Source organism: Micromonospora parva, assembly GCF_000718515.1.
Classification (GTDB): Bacteria; Actinomycetota; Actinomycetes; order Mycobacteriales; family Micromonosporaceae; genus Micromonospora; species Micromonospora parva.
This window is the reverse complement of record NZ_JNZS01000014.1, coordinates 52,446-77,598: the sequence shown is the minus strand read 5'-3', so window position 1 is coordinate 77,598 and position 25,153 is coordinate 52,446. Positions and strand designations below refer to the sequence as shown.

Annotated in this window: 19 protein-coding genes and 1 pseudogene; 14 read left to right on the top strand and 6 right to left on the bottom strand. The window is 73.3% G+C overall.

Annotated elements, in window-relative coordinates; genetic code table 11:
* Positions 1–73 precede the first annotated feature (73 nt).
* The 3 genes from IF22_RS0120650 to IF22_RS0120640 all read left to right on the top strand — a co-directional run bounded on the left by IF22_RS0120650 (position 74) and on the right by IF22_RS0120640 (position 4,682).
* Positions 74–1,957, top strand: coding sequence for an ABC transporter ATP-binding protein (locus IF22_RS0120650; RefSeq protein ID WP_030334448.1), 1,884 nt, complete (start codon positions 74–76; stop codon positions 1,955–1,957).
* 115 nt (positions 1,958–2,072) lie between these two features.
* Entirely contained in the window at positions 2,073–3,848 is a 1,776-nt protein-coding gene (locus IF22_RS0120645) for an ABC transporter ATP-binding protein (RefSeq protein WP_030334446.1), read from the top strand.
* Positions 3,849–3,932: 84 nt separating this feature from the next.
* Positions 3,933–4,682 carry a DUF2470 domain-containing protein gene (locus IF22_RS0120640; protein ID WP_030334444.1) on the top strand — a complete coding sequence of 250 codons (750 nt, stop codon included), beginning with the start codon at positions 3,933–3,935 and terminating at the stop codon, positions 4,680–4,682.
* A gap of 122 nt (positions 4,683–4,804) precedes the next feature.
* Here the strand turns inward: IF22_RS0120640 and IF22_RS0120635 are convergent, their stop codons facing one another.
* The 3 genes from IF22_RS0120635 to IF22_RS0120625 form a co-directional block, all read right to left on the bottom strand.
* Positions 4,805–5,401: a TetR/AcrR family transcriptional regulator gene (locus IF22_RS0120635; protein ID WP_030334442.1), complete on the bottom strand. Its 597-nt coding sequence runs from the start codon at positions 5,399–5,401 to the stop codon at positions 4,805–4,807.
* 96 nt (positions 5,402–5,497) lie between these two features.
* Positions 5,498–6,253 (bottom strand): ABC transporter permease, encoded by a 756-nt coding sequence (locus IF22_RS0120630; protein ID WP_030334440.1) that lies wholly within the window; start codon positions 6,251–6,253, stop codon positions 5,498–5,500.
* Positions 6,250–7,005: an ABC transporter ATP-binding protein gene (locus IF22_RS0120625; protein WP_030334438.1), complete on the bottom strand. Its 756-nt coding sequence runs from the start codon at positions 7,003–7,005 to the stop codon at positions 6,250–6,252. The genes IF22_RS0120630 and IF22_RS0120625 overlap by 4 nt, the downstream gene beginning before the upstream one ends.
* Before the next feature lie 598 nt (positions 7,006–7,603).
* On the opposite strand from IF22_RS0120625, the pseudogene IF22_RS35995 reads away from it, so the two are divergent.
* The 4 genes and pseudogenes from IF22_RS35995 to IF22_RS0120610 all read left to right on the top strand — a co-directional run.
* Positions 7,604–7,882, top strand: a pseudogene (locus IF22_RS35995) (phosphoribosyl-AMP cyclohydrolase); the annotation flags it as partial.
* A 231-nt stretch (positions 7,883–8,113) separates the two neighbouring features.
* Entirely contained in the window at positions 8,114–8,548 is a 435-nt protein-coding gene (gene hisI, locus IF22_RS35990; protein WP_030334436.1) for a phosphoribosyl-AMP cyclohydrolase, read from the top strand.
* Positions 8,545–10,098 (top strand): anthranilate synthase component I, encoded by a 1,554-nt coding sequence (locus IF22_RS0120615; protein WP_030334434.1) that lies wholly within the window; start codon positions 8,545–8,547, stop codon positions 10,096–10,098. Before hisI ends, IF22_RS0120615 begins: the two co-directional genes overlap by 4 nt.
* Positions 10,099–10,153: 55 nt before the next feature.
* On the top strand, positions 10,154–10,741 hold the full coding sequence (locus IF22_RS0120610) for a Trp biosynthesis-associated membrane protein (protein WP_030334432.1): 588 nt from the start codon (positions 10,154–10,156) through the stop codon (positions 10,739–10,741).
* Between the two features lie 27 nt (positions 10,742–10,768).
* Here the strand turns inward: IF22_RS0120610 and IF22_RS0120605 are convergent, their stop codons facing one another.
* A complete protein-coding gene (locus IF22_RS0120605) occupies positions 10,769–11,038 on the bottom strand; it encodes a hypothetical protein (protein WP_030334430.1) in 270 nt (89 codons plus the stop codon).
* A 485-nt stretch (positions 11,039–11,523) separates the two neighbouring features.
* Here IF22_RS0120605 and trpC point away from each other — a divergent pair, with 485 nt between their 5' ends.
* From trpC to trpA, 3 genes are read left to right on the top strand one after another with little or no spacing between them, the layout of a single operon-like run.
* Positions 11,524–12,327 (top strand): indole-3-glycerol phosphate synthase TrpC, encoded by an 804-nt coding sequence (gene trpC, locus IF22_RS0120600; protein WP_030334428.1) that lies wholly within the window; start codon positions 11,524–11,526, stop codon positions 12,325–12,327.
* A gap of 38 nt (positions 12,328–12,365) precedes the next feature.
* Positions 12,366–13,604: a tryptophan synthase subunit beta gene (trpB, locus tag IF22_RS0120595; RefSeq protein WP_030334426.1), complete on the top strand. Its 1,239-nt coding sequence runs from the start codon at positions 12,366–12,368 to the stop codon at positions 13,602–13,604.
* Between the two features lies 1 nt (position 13,605).
* The gene (trpA, locus tag IF22_RS0120590; protein ID WP_030334424.1) at positions 13,606–14,409 is read left to right on the top strand and encodes a tryptophan synthase subunit alpha; all 804 of its coding nucleotides are present in this window, start codon (positions 13,606–13,608) and stop codon (positions 14,407–14,409) included.
* Positions 14,410–14,547: 138 nt separating this feature from the next.
* Here trpA and IF22_RS33885 read toward each other — a convergent pair whose 3' ends face one another.
* A complete protein-coding gene (locus tag IF22_RS33885) occupies positions 14,548–15,249 on the bottom strand; it encodes an NUDIX hydrolase (RefSeq protein WP_051708663.1) in 702 nt (233 codons plus the stop codon).
* 102 nt (positions 15,250–15,351) lie between these two features.
* Between IF22_RS33885 and lgt the strand changes: the two genes are divergently transcribed.
* Both lgt and IF22_RS0120575 read left to right on the top strand, forming a co-directional pair.
* Positions 15,352–16,530, top strand: a complete 1,179-nt coding sequence (lgt, locus tag IF22_RS0120580; protein WP_036411961.1) for a prolipoprotein diacylglyceryl transferase — start codon at positions 15,352–15,354, stop codon at positions 16,528–16,530.
* A gap of 15 nt (positions 16,531–16,545) precedes the next feature.
* Entirely contained in the window at positions 16,546–17,733 is a 1,188-nt protein-coding gene (locus IF22_RS0120575) for an FAD-dependent oxidoreductase (protein WP_030334418.1), read from the top strand.
* A 36-nt stretch (positions 17,734–17,769) separates the two neighbouring features.
* Here IF22_RS0120575 and IF22_RS0120570 read toward each other — a convergent pair whose 3' ends face one another.
* Positions 17,770–18,615: a GNAT family N-acetyltransferase gene (locus IF22_RS0120570; protein ID WP_030334416.1), complete on the bottom strand. Its 846-nt coding sequence runs from the start codon at positions 18,613–18,615 to the stop codon at positions 17,770–17,772.
* Between the two features lie 144 nt (positions 18,616–18,759).
* Between IF22_RS0120570 and gltB the strand changes: the two genes are divergently transcribed.
* Together gltB and IF22_RS0120560 are read left to right on the top strand one after the other, a co-directional pair.
* The gene (gltB, locus tag IF22_RS0120565) at positions 18,760–23,472 is read left to right on the top strand and encodes a glutamate synthase large subunit (protein ID WP_030334414.1); all 4,713 of its coding nucleotides are present in this window, start codon (positions 18,760–18,762) and stop codon (positions 23,470–23,472) included.
* Entirely contained in the window at positions 23,465–25,000 is a 1,536-nt protein-coding gene (locus IF22_RS0120560; RefSeq protein ID WP_030334412.1) for a glutamate synthase subunit beta, read from the top strand. The genes gltB and IF22_RS0120560 overlap by 8 nt, the downstream gene beginning before the upstream one ends.
* Positions 25,001–25,153 lie beyond the last annotated feature (153 nt).

The following is a 25,153-nucleotide window of genomic DNA, read 5'->3' as shown; positions in this document are numbered from 1 at the left end:
AGTCAGGGTCGGCGGTGCTGGCCCTGACCGGTAAGGATGAGGGAGATAATTACGGCTTACGGCGGGGGAGAGCGTGGCGAGCAAGACAAGTCGGGACGTTCTCAGTCGAGGGCTGGGGGTTCTGCGACAGGCGATCCGTGAGCAGCCGCGGATCTTCTCGGTGGCGGTCGTCGGCAGCGTGCTCTTCGGCGGGATGATCATCGTCAGCGCCCGGGTCGTCGGGTCGGTCGTCGGTGAGGTGGCGCTTCCGGCCATCGAACGCGGCGAGGTGGGCGCCGGCACCCTGGCGCTGGCCGCGACCGCGTTGTTCGGGATCAGCGTGCTGCGGGTCGCGGGCATCTTCGGCCGCCGGCTCGGCGCCGGCTACATGCAGTACCGCCTCCAGGCCTCCTACCGCCGCCGGGTCACCCGTCGGTACCTGGAGCTGCCGCTGTCCTGGCACCACCGCAACTCCACCGGCACCCTGCTGTCCAACGCCAACTCCGACGTGGAGGCGGCCTGGTACCCGATCGCGCCACTGCCGTTCGCCGTCGGCACGTTGGTGATGCTGGTCGGCGCGATCGTGTCGCTCTTCGCCACCGACTGGGCGCTCGCCCTGGTCGGCCTCGCGGTCTTCCCCGCGCTGTTCGCGCTCAACGTCATCTACTCCCGCCGGATGGCACCCCGGCAGGCCCGGGCGCAGCGGCTGCGCGCCGAGGTCAGCGGCATCGCCCACGAGAGCTTCGACGGGGCCCTGGTGGTCAAGACGATGGGTCGCGAGGCCCAGGAGACCGCCCGGTTCGCGGGCCGAGCCGGTGAGCTGCGCGATTCGTTGATCGCGGTCGGTCGGCTGCGCGGCATCTTCGACCCGCTGTTGGAGACCCTGCCCAGCCTCGGCACCCTCGCCGTGCTGGTGGTCGGGGCGTTCCGGCTGCGCCAGGGCGCGATCAGCGTGACCGAGCTGGTCAGCGTGGCCTTCCTCTTCACCGTGCTGGCGTTTCCGGTGCGGGCCATCGGTTGGGTGCTGGCCGAGCTGCCGCGCAGCGTCGCCGGCTGGGACCGGGTCCGCCGGGTGCTCGACGCCACCGGCGAGATGCCGTACGGGCAGCGGGTGCTCGACCCGAACGAGACCGCGCCGGCCACCCTCACCTTCCACGACGTGCACTACTCCTACCCGCCCGCCGAAGCACACCCGCCCGGCGCGCAGGTCCTCGGCGAGGTCGGCTTCACGGTGCCGTCCGGTCGGACGGTGGCCCTGGTCGGGCCCACCGGCGCCGGCAAGTCCACCATCGCCTCGCTGGCGGTGCGGCTCGTCGACCCGGACTCCGGCACGGTGAGCCTGGACGGCGTGGACGTGCGCGAGCTGACCTCCGCCTCGCTGGCCGGCACGGTGGCCCTGGTCGCCCAGGTGCCGTTCATCTTCGACGACACGGTCCGCGCCAACATCGCCCTCGACCGGCCCGGCGTCGACGACGAGGTGGTGTGGGCGGCGCTGCGGCTGGCCGAGGCGGACGGGTTCGTCGCCGCGCTGCCCGACGGTCTGGACACCATGGTCGGCGAGCGGGGCACCTCGCTCTCCGGCGGTCAGCGCCAACGGCTCACCCTGGCCCGCGCGCTGGCCGGCCGACCGCGCCTGTTGGTGCTCGACGACGCGACGAGCGCTGTCGATCCTCGAGTGGAGGCGGCCATCCTGGCGGGGCTGCGGTCGTCGACCGCGGCGGCGGGCGTTCCGGCCGCGTCGATCCTGGTGGTGGCGTACCGGCGGGCCACCATCGCGCTCGCCGACGAGGTCATCTACGTGGAGCAGGGACGGGTGGTCGCCCGGGGCACCCACAGCGAGTTGTTGGCCACCGTGCCCGGGTACGTCGACCTGGTCACCGCCTACGAGCAGGCCGAGGTCGAGCGCGCGCAGGAGAGTTCGTACGGCGACGACGTGGCGCCGCTGCCGTCGGGCCTGGAAATCGAGGTGGACCGGTGAGCGCGAGGAGTGCAGCGAAGCGGAGCCCCGCAGTCGCGAACGGAAGGCGGGCCCGGTGAGCGCGAGGAGTGCAGCGAAGCGGAGCCCCGCAGTCGCGAACGAAAGGCGTGACCCGGTGAGTGTCGAGGAGCGCGGGCAGCGGGAGGAGACGACCTGGCAGACCCTGCGTCGGGGCCTGGCGCTCTCGCCGGAGCTACGGATCGGGCTGGCCGGCACGTTGGGCCTGGCGTTGGTCTACATGGTCGGTCGGGTCGCCGTGCCGGTGGCGGTGCAGCAGGGCATCGACCGGGGCCTCGTCGGCGGTCTGAATCTGACCGTGGTCTGGACGGTGGTGGCGATCACCGCGGCGATCCTGACGATCACCACGATCTGCGGCTACCTGATGATGCGCCGGCTGTTCACGGTCAGCGAGACGGCGCTGGCCAATGTCCGGACGCGGGCGTTCCGGCACGTGCACGACCTGTCGATGTTGCACCAGCAGTCGGAGCGGCGGGGTTCGCTGGTCTCGCGGGTGACCAGCGACGTCGACCAGATCACCCAGTTCCTCCAGTGGGGCGGGGTGATCCTGCTGGTCAACCTGGGTCAGCTGGTGGTCACCACCGCCGTCATGCTGGCGTACTCCTGGCAGTTGACACTGGTGGTGCTGGCCGCGTTCCTGCCGGCGGTGTTCGTCATCCGGCAGTTGCAACGTCGCCTCGGCTCGGCGTACGCGACGGTGCGCCAGCGCACCGGGACGCTGCTCGGCGCGATCGGCGAGAGCGTGGTGGGCGCGCCGGTGATCCGGGCGTACGGGATCGCCGGGCGTACGGAGCGGCGGCTGGACGAGGCGATCGACAAGCAGCGGCTGGCGCAGCAGCGGGCGATCCGGATCAGCATCGTGGGCAGCTCGGTCGGGGAGTTGGCGGCGGGGCTGGCGCTGGCCGGCGTGGTGGTGCTGGGTGTGGTGTTGGGGGTGGACGGCACGCTGTCGATCGGCCAGCTGACCGCGTTCCTCTTCCTGGTGACGCTCTTCATCCAGCCGGTGCAGATCGCCACCGAGGTGCTCAACGAGGCGCAGAACGCGATTGCCGGCTGGCGTCGGGTGTTGGACGTGCTGGACGTCGCCCCGGACGTGGCCGACCCGGGGGAGCAGGGGCGGGAGTTGCCGGGCGGGCCGCTGGACATCCGGTTCACCGGGGTGCGGTTCGCCTATCCGGGTGGGCCGCCGGTGTTGCACGACATCGAGCTGGAGATCGCGGCGAAGAGTCGGGTGGCGGTGGTCGGTGAGACCGGCAGCGGCAAGACCACGTTCGCCAAGCTGCTGACCCGGCTGATGGACCCGTCGGCCGGGGCGGTGCTGCTGTCCGGGGTGCCGTTGACGGATGTCCGGTTCGATTCGCTGCGCTCGCGCGTGGTGATGGTGCCGCAGGACGGGTTCCTGTTCGACGCGACAGTGGGGGACAACGTCCGTTTCGCTCGGCCGGAGTTGACCGACGAGCAGCTGAGCACCGCTTTCACCGAGCTGGGTCTGTCGGACTGGCTGGAGGGTCTGCCGGCGGGCCTGGACACTCCCGTCGGGGAGCGCGGCGAGGCGCTCAGCGTCGGCGAGCGTCAGCTTGTCGCGTTGGCCCGCGCGTACGTGGCTGACCCGGATCTGCTCGTGCTCGACGAGGCGACCAGCGCGGTGGACCCGGCGACGGAGGTGCGGTTGCAGCGCACGCTGGACGCGGTCACCCGGGGCCGGACCACCCTCGCGATCGCGCACCGGCTCTCCACGGCGCAGGCCGCCGACGAGGTGATCGTGGTGGACCGGGGTCGGGTGGTGCAGCGCGGCCCGCACGACGAGCTGGTCCGCGACGCCGACTCGGTGTACGGGCTGCTCTACGCCTCCTGGTTGGAGCAGACCCGGTGAGGTGCTGCGGTGTGGTGGACGCCGACGGTCGGGTGCTCTAGGCTCCGGGTTAGGTAAGCCTAACCTTCTAAGGAGGTCGCGCCCATGCGGCCCAACTCCGCCGAGATCGTCCGTACCCTCGTCGCCGGCCGCCTGCCCGGTCTGGTGCACCTGGCCCACCGGCCGGGCCCGCACCACGCCCGGCACGTCACCGACTCGGACGGGCGGGTGCTGTTGCTGGTGCCGGTGGCCAGTCACCTGGCCGCCGCCCTGCAACCGGCGCCCGGCAGCGGTGACGTCGCGGTGGTGCTCGACGTGCTCGACCTGCCGCCCGCCGCCGGTGCGCCCGGCCTGGGGCGGGCCTGGGTGTCCGGCTGGGCGGCCGAGCTGCGCGGCGACGAGGCCCGCCAGGGCGCTGTCGACTTCGCCGCGGTCGAGCCGACCGGGGACCTGCTCGACCTGGGCACCCGGTTCCGGTTGTTCCGCTTCGAGGTGGTCGAGGTCCGTTGGGAGCGGGCCGGCGTCGTGCACCGGATCGACCCGGTGGCGTACGCCGAGGCCGAGCCGGACCCGGTGCACCCGGTCGAGGCCCGTCTGCTCGCCGACCTCGCCGAGTGCCACGGCGCCCAGGTGACCGAGTACCTGTGCCAGCAGCTCGGGTTGACCGGGCAGACCCCGGACGGACCTCCCCGGGTGGTGCGCATCGACCGCTACGGGCTGCTGGTCGCCCTCGGTCGACCCGGTGCCCGACGTCGGGTCCGGCTGACCTTCCCGAACCCGCTGGCCGACCCGGCCGACCTCCCCCGTCTGCTCCCCCCACTGCGACTCACTGCCGCCACCCACCCACCCCACTAACCCCCCAGGCCCCGGCCCTCTGCCGCGCCGATCTTGCACTTTCGGTTGCCGATATGCGATTTGCATCCCTTATGTCGGCGCAGAAAGTGCAAGATCGCGGGAGGGGGTTGGGGTCGAGGGGGCTAGGTGGGCAGGGGGCCGGTGAGGTAACGCTGGATCGTGGGGCCGACCATGACCGCCAGGGTTTCCGGGTCGGCCGAGGCGACCGGCTCAAGGCGTACCACGTGCCGCATCATGGCCAGGCCGATCATCTGGCTGGCCACCAGGGAGCCCCGCAGCGGCAGCTCGGCCGGATCGACGTCGAGGTTTTCGAGTACCCGGCGCAGCACCTGGGTGGTGACGAACTCCCGCAGCAGTCGAGCCGTCCACTCGTTGCTCACCGCGGAGCGCAGCAGTGCCTGCGCGGCGCTGCCGGCCGGGGAGTCCCAGACGCCGAGGAACGTACGCACCATCCGCTCGCCGACGGCGTCCCGGTCACCGGCGAGCACTTTCGGCACCAGCTGACCGGGGTCGACCGGAAAGTTCATCGCGGCCAGGAAGAGCTGGTCCTTGCTGCCGAAGTAGTGGTGCACCAGGGCGGGATCGACCTCAGCCGTGCCGGCGATGGCCCGGATCGAGGCGGCGTCGAAGCCCCGTTCGGCGAACGCCGCCCGCGCCGCGTCGAGGATCGCCTCCCGGGTGCCCGGTTTGCCGGGTCGCCGGCCGGTTCGCCGCGTCATCGCCGCCCTTCGTTCGTCCGCCTGGGCCCGTGGTGGGCCGGCCCGGTCAACGCCGGGGTCAGCAGCCGTGCCGGCCGCCGCCCCCGGCGTCGGCGGTCAGCCGCTGCGTCGGCGCAGGGTCGCCGCCGCGAGCACCAGCGCCAGCACCACCGCGCCGAGCACCACCGCGACATCCCGCCACATCCGGCCGGTCGGTTCGGCGTGGGCACCGACCTCCTGCAAAGCCTCGATGGCGTACGACAGGGGGAAGGCGTCACTGAGCGCCTGGAGCCAGCCGGCCATCTGGTCGCGGGCCACGAACAGCCCGCAGAGCAGCAGTTGGGGGATCACCACGACCGGCAGGAACTGTACTGCCTGGAACTCGGTGCGGGCGAAGGCACTGCACAGCAGCCCGAGGGCGACGCCGAGCACCGCGTCGAGCACGGCGATCCCGATCACCAGCCCGATGCTGCCGGCGGTCTCCAGACCGAAGATCCAGTACGCCACGGCGGCGGCGACGGCGGCCTGCACGGCGGCGGCCAGCCCGAACGCGATGCCGTACCCGAAGAGCAGGTCGAGCTTGCCCAGCGGGGTGGTGAGCAGCCGCTCCAACGTGCCCGAGGTGCGTTCGCGCAGCATGGCGATGCTGGTCACCAGAAACATGATCACGAAGGGGAAGATGCCGAGCATCACCAGCGCGATCCGGTCGAAGGTGCTCGGCTGACCGGGCGGGGTCGGCTGGTCGGCGTACATGAAGTAGACCAGGGTGAGCAGGACGGCCGGCACCACCACGAGCAGCGCGATGGTCCGCCGGTCGTGCCGGAGCTGACGAAGGATGCGGCCGGTGGTGGCGGCGAGGATTCGCGGGCTCATGCTGTCTCCCGTGCGGCGGTCGCGTCGGTGCTGGTGGAGGCGGCCTCGCCGGCCCGGATGAGCCGCAGGAACGCCTCGTCGAGGTCGTCCACACCGGCGGCGGCGCGGATCGCGGCCGGGCTGTCGTCGGCGATCAACCGCCCCTGACGGATCAGCAGCAGGCGGTCGCACCGGGCCGCCTCGTCCATCACGTGGCTGGACACCAGCAGGGTGGTGCCGGCGGCGGCCATCGCGTGGAACCGGGCCCACAGGTCGGCGCGCAGCACCGGGTCCTGACCGACGGTCGGCTCGTCGAGGATGACCAGCTCCGGCTCCCCGACCAGGGCGCACGCCAACGAGGCTCGGCTGCGTTGACCGCCGGAGAGGGTGCCGACCAGCTGACCGGCCGCCTCGGCCAGCCCGACATCGCTGATCGCCCGATCGGCCTCGGCGCGCCCACGCCCGTACAGGGTCGCGAAGTAGCGGGCGTTCTCCCGGACGGTCAGGTCGGCGTAGACGCTCGGCGCCTGGGTCAGGTAGCCCACCCGGTGTCGCAGCGCGGGAGTGCCCGCCGGTTGGCCGAGCACGGTGACCGTCCCGCTGGCGACCACCTGCACCCCGACCACCGCGCGCATGAAGGTGGTCTTGCCGCTGCCACTGGGGCCGAGCAGCCCGGTGACCGCGCCGCGCGGCACCCGGCAGCTGATGCCGTCCAGCACCCGCCGCCCACCCCGGTCGACGACCAGGTCCCGGACGGCTATCGCATCGTCCATCGCACACCTCCACAGAAACTCATCACCTGTTGAACTCAACGCTAGATGAAATACCGCGCCGCACGCAACGGCCCGGAATCGACAACTGGGCGCCGACCGTTGCGCCCAGTGCGAGAACGGGCAGTAAGCTCCGGACCGGACACGAAGTCCGCCAACGGGCATTGCGCACCGATCGGACGTGCGGCACGATGGCGCCGTGGGTCACGCTCCGTTACCGGATAGCGGTTTTCTCGAGGATTGGGCCGCGCGGTTGCGGCAGGCCGCCGAGCGGCCGGTCGTCGGCATCCTGTTGCGCGGCAGCCACGCCCGCCGCGCCGCCACCGCGCACAGCGACGTCGACCTGGACGTGCTGGTCGGCGGCGCCCCGTACGCGGCCCGCCGGGCCTACCTGGCCGAGTCCGCAGGCCAGCTCACCCACGTCTCGGTGGCCGCCCGTGACGTCCGGTCCTGGGTGCACCGCCTCGGCGAACCGGCCGACTGGGCGTTCGGGCTACCGGTCACCGCGCCGGCGCGGCTGCTCTGGGCCGACCCGCACTGGCGGCCCCGGATCGACCTGCCAGTGCTGTGCCAGCCCGCCGAGCCACCCCGGCTGGAAGAGATGATCGCCACGCTGGGTAAGGCCGCCGCCGCCCGCGCGGCCAACGACCGCCTCGGGGTCCGGCTCGCCGTCGCCGACCTGGCGCGGCTCTGTCCCTCGGTGCTCCGCCCGGCCAACCCGTCCGTGCGGGTCCACTCCCGCCGGGCGGCCTTCGCGGCGGCCCTGGAACTGCCGGTGACCCCACCGGGCTACCGGTCGGACATGCTGCTCTGCCTCGGGCTGCGCCCGGGCGCTACCGGGCAGCTCTGGGCCGCCGCCGTCCGGTTGGTCGCCGGCACCCTGCCGTTGATCCGGCCGTACGCCGAGGAGATCGCCGACACGGCTGGCGCGGACCTGGCCGCCGCCCTGGTCGACGGCCGGTTGGATCGCTACGTCGCCCAGTTGGCCCGGCCGGCGGGGCCCGCGCCGCAGCCCTCGTCCCCGCCGCAGACCCGGCCCTCGGGGCCCTCGCCGCAGCCCTGGCGGGAGCGGTCGGCGGTGCCCGCGCCGCGTGCGGGAGAATTGCTCACTGTGCCCGTACCTGACCCGCCGGTGACCGGCGTACCCAGCGACCCGAACGAGCTGGCCGCGCCCGCGCCGGCGCGCCCCTCCCGGCTCGACCCGGCCATCGCGGCCCAGCTGCGCCGCACCGCCGACGGTCTGGTCGCCGCCGTGGTGCGCGCGCACGACTCCGGTGAGGTGCTGATGGTCGCCTGGATGGACGACGAGGCCTTGCACCGCACCCTGACCACCGGCCGGGCCACCTACTGGTCGCGCAGCCGACGCGAATACTGGGTCAAGGGCGCCACCTCAGGGCACCACCAGTACGTGCGGTCGGTCGCCCTGGACTGCGACGGGGACGCGCTGCTGGTGAGCGTGGACCAGGTCGGCGCGGCCTGCCACACCGGCCACCGGACCTGCTTCTTCACCGAGCTGCCCGTCACCGGGACGGAGGCGCACTCATGACCGACGGCTCGCTCAGCCCTGACCTGGCCACTTTCACCGCGTTGGCCGCCGAGTGGCGGGTGGTGCCGGTGACCCGGCGGCTGCTGGCCGACGCGGAGACCCCGGTCGGCGTCTACCGCAAGCTGGCCGGTGGGCCGGGCACGTTCCTGTTGGAATCGGCTGAGCAGGGCGTCGGTTCGGCCGGGATGGCCTGGTCGCGGTACTCGTTCATCGGGGTACGCAGCAGCGCCACCCTGATCGAACGCGACGGCGTGGCGACCTGGCTCGGCCAGCCGCCGAGCGGGCTGCCCACCGAGGGTGACCCGGTGCGGATGTTGCGGGAGACGGTCGCGGCGCTGGCCGGGCCGGTCGGGGACCCGTCCGACGGTCTGCCGCCGTTGACCGGGGGCATGGTCGGCTACCTCGGCTACGACCTGATCCGGCGGTTCGAGCGGTTGCCCGAGCTGACCGAGGACGACCTGGGCGTTCCGATGGTGGGCATGATGCTCGCCACCGACCTGGTGGTGCTCGACCACTACGACGGCTCGGCGATCCTGGTCGCCAACGCGGTGCTGCCGCCGTTGGACGCCCCGGACCGCGCCCCGCAGGTCGCCGCCGCCTACCACCACGCGGTGGGCCGGTTGGACGCCATGACCACGGCGTTGTCCCGGCCCATCCCGCCGATGATCTCCACCGTCGAGCGTCCGCCGGCCGGAGAGGTGCTCTGCCGTACGCCGGAGGGCGGCTACCCGAAGGCGGTGGAGGCGGCCAAGGAGGCGATCCGGGCCGGTGAGTGCTTCCAGATCGTGCTCTCCCAGCGTTTCGAGCGGACGACCCACGCCGACCCGCTGGACGTCTACCGGGTGCTGCGCACCAGCAACCCCAGCCCGTACATGTACCTGTTGCGCTTCGACGGGTTCGACATCGTCGGCTCGTCTCCGGAGGCGCACCTGAAGGTCACCGGCGGCGCGGACGGGCGGCGCCGGGCGTTGCTGCACCCGATCGCCGGCACCCGGCCACGAGGTGGCACCCCCGCCGCCGACGCGGCGCTCGCCGCCGAGCTGCTCGCGGACCCGAAGGAACGGGCCGAGCACGTGATGCTGGTCGACCTCGGCCGCAACGATCTGGGGCGGGTCTGCCAGCCCGGCAGCGTGGAGGTGCCCGAGTTCGCGACCATCGAGCGGTACAGCCACGTCATGCACATCGTCTCCACCGTCACCGGCACGTTGCGTGACGACCAGAGCGCCTTCGACGCGTTGGCGGCGACCTTCCCGGCCGGCACGCTCTCCGGGGCACCCAAGGTGCGCGCCATGGAGATCATCGAGGAGTTGGAGCCGGTTCGTCGTGGTCTCTACGGCGGCACCGTCGGCTATTTCGGCTTCGGCGGCGACCTGGACATGGCGATCGCCATCCGGACCGCGCTGATCCGCGACGGCCGCGCCTACGTGCAGGCCGGGGCGGGTGTGGTCGCCGACTCGGACCCGGCCGCCGAGGATCAGGAGACGCGGAACAAGGCAGCGGCCGTGCTGGCCGCGATCGCGGCCGCCGAGACCCTCCGGCCCGCTCGGTGAGCGCGAGGAGTGCAGCGCAGCGGAGCCCCGCAGTCGCGAACGAAAGGCAGACTCAGTGAGTGGGGAGCGGGCCGTCGTGGGCCGGCGGGCGTTGACGTACGCCGTGCTGCTCTGCCTGGCCGGCGCGGGCCTGGCGCTGTGGGCGGCCACGCGGAGTTGGTCGGTCGAGTTGTCGGTACGTCCGGCGCCGCTGCCGCCGGTGCGCGACACGCGCAGCGGTGCGAGTCTGCTGCCCTGGCTGCCGGCGTTGGCGCTGGTGACCCTGGCCGGGGGTGGTGCGGTGCTGGCCACCCGGGGCCGCCTGCGGCGGGCACTGGGTGTGCTGCTCGGCGTGCTCGGCCTGGCCGTGGTGGCCGGCGGCGGGTACGGGCTGGTGGCCGACGTGGGCGGCGCGGTGAGCCGGCAGTGGCCGGCGCTCTGCCTGCTGGGCGGTCTGCTGGCCGCGGTGGGCGGCTGGTGGACGGCGTTGCGGGGCGGTGAGTGGCCGGCGATGGGCGCCCGGTACGAACGTCCGGCGCGGACCACTGCGCAGGCGGCGTCGGCGCAGGGTGACCCGGCCGGGTCGTCGACCCCGTTGGCGGGGCGGCGGACCACCGAGGCGTGGGACGCGCTGGACCGGGGCGAGGATCCGACGGCCGACTGACGCGGTGGGCGCGGCGGTCGGCGGCTGTCAGCCGACCGGCTGGCGCTCCCACTCGGCGCGGCGACTCGCGGCGCGGGCGGCGGTCAGTTCGGCGACCAGGCGGTTGAGTTCCGCGCGCTGGTCGGCGCGGGCCCGGTCGGCGCAGACCGCCTCCCAGGCGTTGCCCCGTGCCGTCCGCATCCGTGCCTCGCCCACCACGGCCCGTTCCACGGTGTGCACGACCCCGACGGCGAGTGACGCGACCGTCCGCGAGATGGTGGTCAGTCCGATGGTCGGGTGCGGTTCGGAAATGCTCATGGTCACCTCGCACGAGGAGTTGTGGCGTGGGGCAGGCGCGCCATCGAGTCTGCCCGAGGACGATGCTGGCCCGTCGACGTTTCGCCGGGGTGACCGCCCGGTCAACTGTCCCGCCTCGGTCGTGACCTGGGACCGGCCGTTCGGCCTTGAGCTTGCTCACAGCATCGATCGATATCGTTGCCGTCGGGCGGCGGGCGGCAACTGGTGGCATGATCGATGGATCGGCCCGGTCCGACTGCGGCCGTCAGGCTCCCTACCGCGTGACGGTGGTCGATACCGGAGGTGGCGCTGCGTGACAACCCATTCACGGCAGGTCGGCCATTATGCCGCAGCCCTTTTCGTGAGCAGCGCCATACCCCCGGCGTCCGGCGTCGGTCGGCTGCCCCTAGCATCGGCCCATGACGCCCGGAGAGGGGAGTCCGTTCGTGACTGCTGAGCATGCGCACGCGGAGGGGGACGAGGCCGGCCAGGCAGCGTCCGTAAGCGTGCTCGACGAGATTCTGGCCGGCGTGCGTGAAGACGTCGCCCGACGCCAGGAGCAGGTTCCGCTGGAGCGGATCCGTGAACTGGCAGCGGCGGCGCCGCCGCCCATGGACGCGTACGCGGCGCTGCGTAAGCCCGGCGTGGCCGTGATCGCCGAGGTGAAGCGTTCGTCGCCGTCCAAGGGCCGGCTGGCCGAGATCGCCGATCCGGCCGATCTCGCCGTCGACTACGCGGCCGGTGGGGCGCGGGCGATCAGCGTGCTGACCGAGGGGCGCTGGTTCGGCGGTTCGTTGGACGACCTGGCGGCGGTCCGTGCCGCGGTCACCGTGCCGGTGCTGCGCAAGGACTTCGTGGTCTCCAGCTATCAGATCCACGAGGCCCGCGCGCACGGCGCCGACCTGGTCCTGCTGATCGTCGCCGCACTCGAGCAGAACGTCCTGATGGGTCTGCTGGAGCGGATCGAGTCGCTGGGCATGACCGCTCTGGTCGAGGTGCACGACGAGGAGGAGGCCGACCGCGCGCTGGAGGCCGGCGCGCAGGTGATCGGGGTCAACGCCCGTGACCTGCGTACCCTGGAGGTTGACCGGTCGGTGTTCGAGCGGATCGCGCCCGGTCTGCCCAGCAGCGTCGTCAAGATCGCCGAATCCGGCGTTCGTGGCCCGCACGACCTGATCCGGTACGCCTCCGCGGGCGCCGACGCGGTCCTCGTGGGCGAGGGCCTGGTCACTCAGAAGAGCCCCCGCGAGGCGGTCGCCGAGTTGGTCAACGCCGGCAACCACCCGGCAACGCCCCGGCCGGTGCGCTGACCCCGCGCCGACCTGACGTACCACCGAGAGGATTCCCGATGAGCGCCGACGCGCTGGCCCCGGTGGCCGGCCCGCAGCCCGACTCCGCCGGTCACTTCGGCCGCTTCGGCGGCCGGTTCGTTCCCGAGGCCCTGGTGGCCGCGTTGGACGAGCTCGACGGGGCGTGGCGTACGGCGATGGCGGACGAGTCCTTCCGGGCCGAGTTCGGCGCGCTGCTGCGCGACTACGCCGGCACACCGTCGCTGCTCTACGAGGCCCGGCGGTTCTCGGCGAAGGTCGGCGCGCGGGTGCTGCTCAAGCGCGAGGACCTCAACCACACGGGCGCGCACAAGGTGCGCAACGTGCTCGGCCAGGCGCTGCTCACCAAGCGGATGGGCAAGACCCGGGTGATCGCGGAGACCGGTGCCGGTCAGCACGGTGTCGCCACCGCGACCGCCGCCGCCCTGTTCGACCTCGAGTGCGTGGTCTACATGGGCGAGGTCGACACCGAGCGGCAGGCGCTCAACGTGGCCCGGATGCGGATGCTCGGCGCGACGGTCGTTCCGGTCACCAATGGTTCGCGCACCCTCAAGGACGCGATGAACGAGGCGATGCGCGACTGGGTGGCCAACGTCGACGAGACGCACTACCTGATCGGCACCGCCGCGGGCCCGCACCCGTTCCCGGCGATGGTGCGCGACTTCGTCCGGGGTATCGGTGACGAGGCCCGCCAGCAGTGCCTGGACCTCACCGGTGGGCTGCCGGACGCCGTCACCGCCTGCGTCGGCGGCGGCTCCAACGCGCTCGGCATCTTCCACGCGTTCGTGGGTGATCAGGCGGTGCGGCTGTACGGCTTCGAAGCCGGCGGCGACGGGGTGGCCACCGGCCGGCACGCGGCGAGCATCACCGGCGGGTCCGCCGGGGTGCTGCACGGCACCCGCACCTTCGTGCTGCAGGACGCCGACGGGCAGACCCTGGAGTCGCATTCGATCTCCGCCGGCCTGGACTACCCCGGTGTCGGGCCGGAGCACGCGTGGCTGCACGACACCGGCCGGGCGAGCTACCTGCCGGTCACCGACGACGAGGCGATGGCCGCCTTCGAGCTCCTCTGCCGCACCGAGGGCATCATCCCGGCGATCGAGAGCGCCCACGCGCTCGCCGGCACCGTCGCGCTGGCCCCGAAGCTCGCCGCCGAGCTGGGCCGGGAGCCCACCATCGTGGTCAACCTGTCCGGGCGGGGCGACAAGGACGTGCACACCGCCGGCGACTACTTCGGCATCCTCGACAAGGAGCGGTGAGATGAGCCGGATCGGGGTGGCCTTCGACAAGGCCCGCGCCGACGGACGGGCACTGCTGGTCGGCTGCATGCCGGCCGGGTTCCCGACCGTCGAGGGCAGCATCGCCGCGATGACCGCCATGGTCGAGGCCGGCGTCGACGTCATCGAGGTGGAGATCCCCTACTCCGACCCGGTGATGGACGGTCCGGTGATCCAGCGGGCCAGTGACATCGCGCTGGCCGGGGGCGTACGCACCGCGGACACGATGCGCATCATCGAGGCGGTGGCGGCGACCGGTGCCCCGGTGGTCACCATGACCTACTGGAACCCGGTCGAGCGGTACGGCGTGGACGTCTTCGCCCGTGACCTCGCCTCGGCCGGCGGCACCGGCCTGGTCACCCCGGACCTCATCCCCGACGAGGCCGACGAGTGGCTGGCCGCCTCGGACGCGCACGGTTTGGACCGCACGTTCCTGATCTCGCCGTCGTCCACTGACGCCCGGCTGGCGATGACGGTGCGGCACTGCCGCGGCTTCGTCTACGCGACCGCCGTGATGGGGGTGACCGGTGCGCGGGCGCGTACCTCCGACGCCGCCCCGACGCTGGTGTCGCGGGCCCGCGCGGTGACCGACCTGCCGGTCGGTGTCGGCCTTGGTGTGGGCACCGGCGCGCAGGCCGGCACCGTCGCCGGTTACGCCGACGGGGTGATCGTGGGCAGCGCGTTGATCCGGTGCCTGCTCGACGCGCCCACCGAGGCGGAGGGGCTGGCCGCCCTGCGTACCCTCAGCGCCGAGCTGGCCGAGGGCGTCCGTAACCCCACCCGCTGAGCCCGCCCTCGACGACCCCTCGCCGCTCGCGGCGGCCGTCCGCGCCGCGTGGGGGCATTTTGCCTGTCGCTCATTCGCATGAGGCGGCGGCGAAGGTGTCTGCGGGCACGCGACGAAGCTCGGAACGGTTGCTGCTTGTCAGGGGTGCAGGGACGGGTTCGCGGCCTCGCCGCGTTGCTCCGGCGGCTGCCCCGCCCCCGGCTGCCCGTCCTGGCCGGTGCCGGGCCGCTGCCCGTCCTGGCCGGTGCCGGGCCGCTGCCCGTCCTGGCTGGTCCCGGGCGACTGCCTGTCCTGGCTGGTCCGCGGCGGCTGCGTGCCCTGGTCGGCTGGCGGCCGGCCCTCCTCGGCGGGCCGAGCCGCCGGGAGTGACGCGGGGTCGGCGGTGTCGGGTGCCCAGGGGACGTCGCGGAGCACCCCGGAGCGGCCGGCGGTCGCGTCGGTGACGGCGGCCCGGGTGAGTGGGGTGACCACCGCGGGCAGCGCGTCGGGGGAGTGCCAGGACAACCGGCAGCCCGGCGGTGGGTCGCAGGCGGGTCGGACCCCGGCCGCGCGGGCCCGGAACACGTGCGCGAGGACGTCCGGCAGCGGCCCGGCGCGTCCGGCGGCGGCCACCCCGGCCGGGCCGGCAAGGTGGTAGACGCCGACCAGGTCGACCAGTTCGATGTCCCAGCCGGTCTCCGCGCGGATGTCCCGGAGGGCGGCCCGCACCGGGCCCTCGGCCGGACGCAGCCGCCCGCCGGGCAACGCGTAGCGGCGGGTGCCCCGGCCCTGCTGACAGAGCAGCACCCGACCGGTGTCGTCGGTGACGACCGCGGCGACCGCCCAGGTGAGCGCGCTCATGGACAAAGAGCCTACGACGGTGCAAACCAGAAGTCATCGGGATGCGCGCTCCCGCCGCCCGGGGTGCCGCTGCGGGGGTGTGCAGCGGTAGCGTGTGCACCCGTGACCCTCGCCTCGCTCTCTCCCCAGGCGGCCCTGCCCAGTCCCAGCACCGCGGTCTGGCAGCTCGGGCCGGTGCCGATCCGGGCCTACGCGCTCTGCATCATCGCCGGCATCGTGCTGGCCTGCTGGGTGACGGAGCGTCGGCTGCGGCAACGCGGCGTCGCGCCCGGCGCGGTGCTCGACATCGCCGTCTGGGCGGTGCCCGCGGGCATCATCGGCGCCCGGATCTACCACGTGATCACCTCACCCGAGAAGTACTTCGGCGCCGGTGGGGACCCGATGAAGGCGTTCGCCATCTGGGAGGGCGGTCTCGGCATCTGGGGTGCTGTCGCCGGTGGGGCGGTCGGCGCGTGGATCGCCGCCCGGCAACTCGGCATTCCGTTCAGCGTGGTGGCCGACGCGCTGGCCCCCGGGCTGCCGCTGGCCCAGGCGGTCGGCCGGGTCGGCAACTGGTTCAACAACGAACTCTTCGGTGCCCGGACCACACTGCCGTGGGGTCTGGAGATCCATCGGATGGACCCGGACAACCCCGGCCACGCGCTGCGTGACGACGCCGGGCAGCCCATCCTCGAACCGGGCCTCTACCAGCCCACCTTCCTCTACGAGGCGCTGTGGAACCTCGGCGTGGTGGCCCTGGTGCTCATCCTCGACCGCCGGCTCAAGCTGGGCCGGGGCCGGGCGTTCGCGCTCTACGTGATGGGTTACACCGCCGGCCGGTTCTGGATCGAGCTGATGCGCACCGACGAGGCCAACCAGATCCTCGGCGTGCGCCTCAACGTCTGGACCGCCGCCCTGGTCTTCCTCGGTGCCCTGATCTACTTCGTCCGGGTGCGCGGCCCTCGGGACTACCTGATCCCGCTGGGCGCGGCGACGACGACCCCGCCCCCCACCTCCGACCTCTCCCAGGTCGACCTCTCCGAGCGGGAGACCCCCGCGCGGGCCGCCGCGCCGGAGGGGTACCGGGTGGTGAGCGAGGAGCAGTACGCCGCCTGGCGGGACACCGGCGTCGTACCGCCGACGAGCGCCGACGACGCCCGGCCGGACGACGGCGAGCCGTCCGGCGACACGGTTCCCGCCGACGTCGCGTCGCGCGACGACGAGCCGACGGACGAGCCGTCCGCAGAGCGCACCGAGCGGGCCGACGCCACTGGCGCGCGTCCCGCCGACCGGGACAGCTGAGCGGAGGCGGCACCGATGCGAAGCGCGGTGGTGGTCGGCGCAGGGGTCGGTGGCCTCGCGGTGGCCGGCGCGCTGGCCCGTTCCGGCTGGCAGGTCACAGTGTTGGAACGCGCCGAACGGGTTCGCCCCGAGCCGACCGCCGTGGTGCTCTGGCCCAACGGTGTCCGCGCGCTGCAGGCCCTCGGTCTCGGCGCCGGGCTGGCCGCCATCGCCACCCCGTTGCCCGACGGTGGCGTCCGTCGCCCGGACGGGCACTGGCTGGTGCAGCCCCGGCCGATCCCGGCCGACCGGATGCCGGTGGTGGTGCACCGGGAGGACCTGCACGACGCGTTGATCGCCGGCCTCGGTGACCGGGTCGAGCTGCGGACCGGGGTGACGGTGCGCCACGTCCGTGTCGAGCCGGGCGAGCGACCGGGCGTCAGCGACGGGCGGCACACCATCGAGGCCGATCTGGTGGTCGCCGCCGACGGCACGGACAGCGGCATCCGCCGCCAACTCGCACCCGAGTCCCGGGTGGTCAGCTCCGGGTGCGCCGCCTGGCGGGCCGTCATCCCCTGGTACCAGGCCCCTCGACTCCCCGACGACCAGCCGTTGGCCGGTGAGATTCTCGGCGCGGGTTACCGGTTCGTGGCCGCGTCGCTGGGTGAGCGCGGTTCCTCGGGCGGGTCCAGCCGTGGCGGCATCTACTGGGTGGCCACCGCCGCCGGCGCGCCACGCCCGGAACCACCGGAGACCCAGCTCGCCCTGCTGCGCCGCTGGTACGCGGACTGGCCGGCGCCGGTCGGCGCGCTGCTCGAGGCCACCAACCCGGCCGACCTGGTCCAGCAGGAGGTTCGCGAGCTGCGCCCGCTGCCCCGGGCGTACGGCTTTCCGGTCGGTCCCGGTGGGGTGGTGCTGCTCGGCGACGCGGCGCACGCCATGCCGCCGCACCTCGGACAGGGCGCCTGCCTCGCGTTCGAGGACGCCGCCACCCTCTCCTCGCTGCTGCGGGAGGCGCGGCTGCCCGACGCCGTCGTGGCGTACGACCGGGTGCGCCGTCCCCGGGCCGCGACGGTGGTCCGGCAGACCCGGCGGATGTCGGCGGTGCTGCAGACCCGGGGCCGGCTGGCGCTGCGCGCCCGGGACGCCGCCCTCGGCACGATCAACTCGCGGCTGCTCTCCAGCGCCGCCGCCTCCGCCGCGCAGTGGCGCCCACCGACCTGACCTCGGTCGCCGGGCAGGGCAGGCGGGCGCGGCGGGTCAGGAGATGAGGGCGGCGGGTTCGGCGATGCAGGCGGTGCCGATGCGGCGGAAGCCGACCCGCAGGTAGACCCGCGCGATCTCCTCGCTGCCGGCGGAGAGGAAGACCAGGTCGGTGCCGGCGGTCAGCAGTTCCCGGGCCAGGGTGGCGGTGAGCGCGGCGCCCAGCCCGCGTCGCCGGGCGGACGGCAGGGTGGCCACCCCGGCGATCTCCGCGACGTCGTCCACCCGCATCGCCATGCCGCTGGCCAGCGCGCCCTCGGTCGGCGTGCCGGCCAGCGCGGAGATCCGCCGGCCGTCGGCGATCCGGGCGCGCTCCTCGTCGAGCGCGGCCAGTTCGAGTTCGGTGACGGCGGCGTCGCGCTCGGCCGGGCCGGCCTCACCGCGCGCGGTGCCGGCGGCGGCGAACGACACCGCTGCCACCGCACGCCGGGCGGCGACATCGGCGGCGAAGCCGGGGGAGTCCGCCGCCAGCACCCGCACCGCCGTGTCGGACAGCGTCGCCGGGTCGGGCAGCGCGCTGGGGTCGAGCACCATCAGCGGCGCCTCCAGCACGTTCAGCCCCGCCGAGCGGGCCACCGCCAGCAGCTCGGGCGTCGTCTCGTGCACCCACTCGAAGGCTTCCGGCAGACCCAGCTTCCGCTGGCGCTCGCGGACCGACGTCACGTCGGCGAGCGACGGCGGCTCGGTGGCGTCGATGCGCGGGCGGGCGTAGAACGGCCACCCGGCGCCATCGCGGACGAACAGCACCAGCCCACCATGCTCCTCCGCACCGGCGGCGTCGCGGGGCACCGCGTCGTAGAAGCGTTCCAACCGGTCGAAGACGTGCTTGTGTAGCGGATCCACCGCGCGAGACTACACGTCCCAGCCAGTGGACGGTGTGATCAATCTCGGGTGGCCGTGCGACCCCGGCCCTAACGTAGACTCAATAGACCCACGGGCCGACGTCGTCCCCATCATGATCCAACCTGAGTGACGACAGGAGGCCCGGTGGCTCAGCCGTACGCGGACACAGCACAGCCGCACCCGCACAGCCCGCAGGCGTCCCCGACGCCCCACCCCCGTCCGGCCGCCCAGGGCCTCTACGACCCAGCGCAGGAGCACGATGCCTGCGGCGTGGCCTTCGTGGCGGACCTGCACGGCCGGCGTTCCCACTCGGTCGTCGCCAACGGGCTCGGCGCGCTCTGTCGGCTGGACCACCGGGGCGCCCGCGGCGCGGAACCGAACACCGGCGACGGCGCCGGCATCATGATCCAGGTGCCCGACGCGTTCCTGCGCGCGGTGGCCGACGTCGCGCTTCCCCCGGCGGGCGAGTACGCCACCGGGCTGGTGTTCCTTCCCGACGACGATGCCGCCGAGGCGCGTGCCCGGCGGGTGGTCGAGAAGTACGCGCTGGTCGAGGGCGCCGATCTGCTCGGCTGGCGGGACGTGCCGACCGACGCGGGTGACCTGGGCGAGACCGCCCTGGCGGCGATGCCCCGGGTCCGGCAGATCTTCCTGGCCGCGCACCGGCTGACCGACGCGCCCGGCGGGCCGGCCGGCTCCCCGCTGCGCGGCATCGAGCTGGACCGGGTGGCGTTCTGTCTGCGCAAGCAGGCCGAACGGGAGACCGCCGAGCGGGGCGTTCCGGCGTACTTCCCGTCGCTGTCCAGCCGCACCATGGTCTACAAGGGCATGCTCACGCCGGACCAGTTGCCGGCGTTCTATCCCGACCTGCGCGACGAGCGGGTGGAGAGCGCCATCGCGCTGGTGCACTCCCGCTTCTCCACCAACACCTTCCCGTCCTGGCCGCTGGCGCACCCGTACCGGTTCATCGCCCACAACGGCGAGATCAACACGATCCGGGGCAACCGCAACTGGATGCAGGCCCGTGAGGCGCTGCTGCGCTCGCCGAACGTGCCGGGCAACATCCGGCGGATCTTCCCGGTCTGCACGCCCGCCGCCTCCGACTCGGCGAACTTCGACGAGGTCCTGGAGCTGCTGCACCTGGCCGGGCGGAGCCTGCCGCACGCGGTGCTCATGATGATTCCGGAGGCCTGGGAGAACGACCCCGGGATGGACCCGGCCAAGCGTGCCTTCTACCGCTTCCACGCCAGCCTGATGGAGCCGTGGGACGGTCCGGCCTCGGTGGCGTTCACCGACGGCGAGATCGTCGGCGCGGTGCTGGACCGCAACGGGCTGCGCCCGGGGCGCTGGTGGCAGACCGACGACGGGCTCGTGGTGCTCGGCTCAGAGGCGGGCGTCCTCGACCTCGACCCGGCCCACGTGGTCGCGAAGGGGCGGCTCCAGCCGGGCCGGATGTTCCTGGTCGACACCGTGGCCGGGCGGATCGTGCACGACGAGGAGATCAAATCCGAGTTGGCCGCCGCCGAGCCGTACGGCGAGTGGCTGCACGCCGGGCTGATCGAGCTGAACGACCTGCCGGCCCGCGAGCACACCGTCTACACGCACGACTCGGTGCGCCGCCGGCAGCAGACCTTCGGCTACACCGAGGAGGAGCTGAAGATCCTGCTCGCGCCGATGGCCCGCACCGGCGCCGAGCCGCTCGGCTCGATGGGTACGGACACCCCGATCGCGCCGCTGTCGACCCGGCCGCGGCTGCTCTACGACTACTTCCACCAGCTCTTCGCCCAGGTCACCAACCCGCCGCTGGACGCCATCCGCGAGGAGCTGGTGACCAGCCTGGCGTCGACCATCGGGCCGGAGGGCAACCTGCTCGACCCGGGCGCGGCGAGCTGTCGGCAGATCGTGCTCCCGCATCCGATCATCGACAACGACGAGCTGGCGAAGATCCTCTCCATCGACGAGGACGGCGACCTGCCCGGCTTCAAGGCGGTGCGGGTCTCCGGGCTGTACCGGATCAGGGAGGGGGCCGCCGGGATCAAGGCACGGCTGACCGAGATCTGCCGGCACGTCTCCGAGGCGATCGAGGACGGCGTGCGCATCCTGGTGCTCTCCGACCGGGACTCCAACGCCGACCTGGCACCGATCCCGTCGCTGCTGCTCACCGCCGCCGTGCACCAGCACCTGGTGCGGGAGCAGACACGTACGCAGGCGGCGCTGATCGTCGAGTCCGGCGACTGCCGGGAGGTGCACCACGCGGCGGTGCTGATCGGCTACGGCGCGGCGGCGGTCAACCCGTACCTGGCGTTCGAGTCGGTGGAGGATCTGATCTCCACCGGCGCGCTGGCCGGCATCGAGCCCGCCGCCGCGGTGCGCAACTACGCCAAGGCGCTCGGCAAGGGCGTCCTGAAGATCATGTCCAAGATGGGCATCTCGACGGTCTCCTCGTACTGCGGGGCGCAGGTCTTCGAGGCGGTCGGCCTGGACACCCGGCTGGTCGAGCGTTACTTCCGGGGCACCCCCAGCCGCATCGGCGGGGTGGGTCTCGCGGGCGTGCACACCGAGGTGGCCGCCCGGCACGCGCTGGCCTGGCCGCCGGCCGGCGCGGCGGCTTCCGACCGGCTGGAGGTCGGCGGCGAGTACCAGTGGCGCCGCGAGGGTGAGCTGCACCTGTTCAACCCGGAGACGGTCTTCCTGCTCCAGCACGCCACCCGCAGCCGGCAGTACGACGTGTTCCGCCAGTACACGGCGAAAGTCGACGCGCTCGCCGCGCAGGCCGGTTCGCTGCGCGGGCTGTTCACCCTGCGTACCGGGGTCCGCCCGGCGGTGCCCCTGGACGAGGTCGAGCCGGCCTCCGAGATCGTCAAGCGGTTCGCCACGGGCGCCATGTCGTACGGGTCGATCTCGGCGGAGGCGCACGAGACGCTGGCCATCGCCATGAACCGGCTCGGCGGCAAGTCCAACACCGGCGAGGGCGGCGAGGACGTCGATCGGCTGCACGATCCGGCCCGCCGTTCGGCGGTCAAGCAGATCGCCAGCGGCCGGTTCGGCGTGACCAGCGAATACCTGGTCAACGCCGACGACCTCCAGATCAAGATGGCCCAGGGCGCCAAGCCGGGCGAGGGTGGTCAGCTGCCCGGCAACAAGGTCTGGCCGTGGATCGCCCGGACCCGGCACGCCACCCCCGGCGTGGGTCTGATCTCTCCGCCGCCGCACCACGACATCTACTCCATCGAGGACCTGGCGCAGCTCGTCCACGACCTGAAGTGCGTCAACCCGGCCGCCCGGGTGCACGTCAAGCTGGTCAGCGAGGTGGGTGTCGGCACGGTCGCTGCCGGCGTGGCCAAGTTGAAGGCCGACGTCATCCTCATCTCCGGGCACGACGGCGGCACGGGCGCGTCTCCGCTGAACTCGCTCAAGCACGCCGGCACCCCGTGGGAGCTGGGGCTGGCCGAGGCCCAGCAGACGCTGCTGCTCAACAAGCTGCGTGACCGGGTCACCGTGCAGGTCGACGGTCAGCTCAAGACCGGCCGGGACGTGCTGATCGCGGCGCTGCTCGGCGCGGAGGAGTTCGGCTTCGCGACCGCGCCGCTGATCGTCGAGGGCTGCGTCATGATGCGGGTGTGTCACCTGGACACCTGCCCGGTCGGCATCGCCACGCAGAACCCGGTGCTGCGGGAGCGGTTCACCGGTAAGCCGGAGTTCGTGGAGAACTTCTTCCTGTTCCTCGCCGAGGAGGTCCGGGGGTACCTGGCCGAGCTGGGCTTCCGGTCCATCGAGGAGGCGATCGGGCAGTCCGAGCTGCTCGACGTCGCCCCGGCGGTGACGCACTGGAAGGCGCACGGACTGGACCTGGCACCCGTCCTGCACCTGCCCGAACTGCCGGCCGGCGCGGCCCGGCGCGGGGTCCGGGCGCAGGACCACGGCCTGGAGCACGCGCTGGACAACGAGCTGATCGCGCTGGCCCGTCCGGCGCTGGCCGAGGGCGCGCCGGTGCGGGTCGAGGTGGCGGTGCGCAACGAGCACCGCAGCGTCGGCGCGATGCTCGGCGGGGAGGTGACCCGCCGTTTCGGGGGTGCCGGCCTGCCCGAGGACACCATCGAGTTCGTGCTGCACGGCACGGCCGGGCAGTCGTTCGGCGCGTTCCTGCCGCGCGGGGTGACCCTGCGGCTGCACGGCGACGCCAACGACTACGTGGGCAAGGGCCTCTCCGGCGGTCGCCTCATCGTCCGTCCGGACGCCGCCGCGCCGTTCCTCGACGCGGACGCCGCGCCCGGCCAGCGCGCGGAGGACCAGATCATCGCCGGCAACACCATCCTGTACGGGGCCACCGCGGGCGAGGTCTTCCTCCGCGGCCGGGTCGGGGAGCGGTTCGCGGTGCGCAACTCCGGCGCGGTCGCCGTCGTCGAGGGCGTCGGTGACCACGGGTGCGAGTACATGACCGGTGGCACGGTGGTGGTGCTCGGCGCGACCGGCCGGAACTTCGCGGCCGGCATGTCCGGTGGCACGGCGTTCGTGCACCACCTGGACCGGGCCCGCGTCAACGCGGAGCTCGTCGACCTGATGCCGCTGGGCGAGCAGGAGCAGTCGCTGCTGCACGAGCTGGTCCAACGGCACGTGGCCGAGACCGGGTCGGCGGTCGCCGAGGAACTGCTCAAGCGGTGGCCGGAGGCGGTCGCGGAGTTCACCGCCGTGGTGCCCCGCGACTACCGCCGGGTGCTGGAGATCATGCGGGCCGCCGAAGCCGCCGGCCGCGACGTCGACGACGCGGTCATGACAGAACTGACCGCACCCGCTGTGCCGGCGATGCCGGTGCCGCCCGCCCCGCGGGTGGCTGCCCAGGAGGTGGCACGTGCCTGACCCGAACGGTTTCCTGCGCTACGACCGGCGACTGCCGGCCCGCCGCCCGGTGCCGGTGCGGATCAGCGACTGGCGGGAGGTCTACCCGCCGGCCGGCGAGGACCTCATCCGCGAGCAGGCCACCCGGTGCATGGATTGCGGCATCCCGTTCTGTCACGACGGCTGCCCGCTGGGCAACCGCATCCCGGACTGGAACGACCTGGTGCGCACCGGCAACTGGGACGCCGCTGTGGAGTCGCTGCACGCCACCAACAACTTCCCGGAGTTCACCGGCCGGCTCTGCCCGGCGCCCTGCGAGGCGGCCTGCGTGCTCGGCATCTCCGGCGGTCAACCGGTGACCATCAAGCAGGTCGAGGTGGAGATCGCCGACGCCGCCGCCGCGCGTGGGTTCACCCCCCGCGCCGTGCCGGCGCCGTCGGGCCGGTCGGTCGCCGTCGTCGGCTCCGGGCCCGCCGGCCTCGCCGCCGCCCAGCAGTTGGCCCGCGCCGGTCACGCGGTGACGGTGTACGAGCGCGACGACGCGATCGGTGGTCTGCTCCGGTACGGCATCCCCGACTTCAAGTTGGAGAAGCGGCACATCGACGCCCGGTTGGCGCAGCTCACCGCCGAGGGGGTGCGCTTCCGTACGGGCGTGAACGTCGGGGTGGACGTCACCGCCGAGCAGTTGCGTGCCGAGCACGACGCGGTGCTGCTGGCGTGTGGGGCGTTGCAGGGCCGGGATACCCCGGAGACCCGCGGGCGGGCGCTTCGGGGCGTACACCAGGCGATGGCGCACCTGGTCGCGGCGAATCGCGCGGTCGCCACCGCGACCACCGACCAGCCGGGCGTCGCCGTGACCGGCGAGGGGCGGCCGGGGCGGGCGGTGCTGCCCGACGGCACCCCGATCGACGCGGCCGGCAAGCACGTGGTGATCATCGGTGGTGGTGACACGGCGGCCGACTGCCTCGGGGTGGCGCACCGCCAGGGCGCCGCGGGCGTGCACCAGCTCGACCTGTACCCGCAGCCGCCGCAGGAGCGCGACGAGGCACGGGACCCGTGGCCGACCTGGCCGTGGGTGCTGCGCAGCTACCCGGCGCACGAGGAGGGCGGCGAGCGGGTCTTCGCCGTGGCGGTGCAGGAGTTCGTGGACGACGGCACCGGTCAGGTGCGGGCGGTGCGGATCGCCGAGGTGACGGTGGAGAAGCGCGACGGCCGGCGGATCGTCACGGTGGTGCCGGGCTCCGAGCGGGAGTTGCCGGCCGATCTGGTGCTGTTGGCGATCGGCTTCGAGGGCACCGAGCAGCAGCCGCTGCTGGCCCAGTTCGGCGTGGCCCGCAACCCGCGGGGCGCCGTCGACGCCCGCGACGACTGGCAGACCGCCGCCGACGGGGTGTTCGTGGCCGGTGACATGCACCGGGGCGCTTCGCTGATCGTCTGGGCGATCGCCGAGGGGCGGGCGGCGGCCGCCGCCATCCACGGCTATCTGGGTGGTGTCGGTGCCTTGCCGGCCCCGGTGGGCCCGGACGCGCAGGCTCTCGCCGCTCGCTGAGCTGCGGGCGCCCGGCCGGTGCGGCAGGTCCGCTGCCGCACCGGCCGGGTATTCCCGCTGGTGAAGCCGCTCACAAAAGTGGGCAAAAGGGTTTAAGCCGACAAGACTTGTCGGCTGCCGAACCGCGCCGCGATCGGTGTGAATGCTCGTGCT

What these genes read in the sequence shown, in the direction of transcription:
- trpA (WP_030334424.1), top strand. Translation starts at nt 13,606, where the DNA reads ATGAGCCGGATCGGGGTGGCCTTCGACAAGGCCCGCGCCGACGGACGG.
- trpB (WP_030334426.1), top strand. Translation starts at nt 12,366, where the DNA reads ATGAGCGCCGACGCGCTGGCCCCGGTGGCCGGCCCGCAGCCCGACTCC.
- IF22_RS0120605 (WP_030334430.1), bottom strand. Translation starts at nt 11,038, where the DNA reads ATGAGCATTTCCGAACCGCACCCGACCATCGGACTGACCACCATCTCG.
- IF22_RS0120635 (WP_030334442.1), bottom strand. Translation starts at nt 5,401, where the DNA reads ATGACGCGGCGAACCGGCCGGCGACCCGGCAAACCGGGCACCCGGGAG.
- IF22_RS0120575 (WP_030334418.1), top strand. Translation starts at nt 16,546, where the DNA reads ATGCGAAGCGCGGTGGTGGTCGGCGCAGGGGTCGGTGGCCTCGCGGTG.
- IF22_RS0120640 (WP_030334444.1), top strand. Translation starts at nt 3,933, where the DNA reads ATGCGGCCCAACTCCGCCGAGATCGTCCGTACCCTCGTCGCCGGCCGC.
- IF22_RS33885 (WP_051708663.1), bottom strand. Translation starts at nt 15,249, where the DNA reads ATGAGCGCGCTCACCTGGGCGGTCGCCGCGGTCGTCACCGACGACACC.
- IF22_RS0120630 (WP_030334440.1), bottom strand. Translation starts at nt 6,253, where the DNA reads ATGAGCCCGCGAATCCTCGCCGCCACCACCGGCCGCATCCTTCGTCAG.
- IF22_RS0120615 (WP_030334434.1), top strand. Translation starts at nt 8,545, where the DNA reads ATGACCGACGGCTCGCTCAGCCCTGACCTGGCCACTTTCACCGCGTTG.
- IF22_RS0120625 (WP_030334438.1), bottom strand. Translation starts at nt 7,005, where the DNA reads ATGGACGATGCGATAGCCGTCCGGGACCTGGTCGTCGACCGGGGTGGG.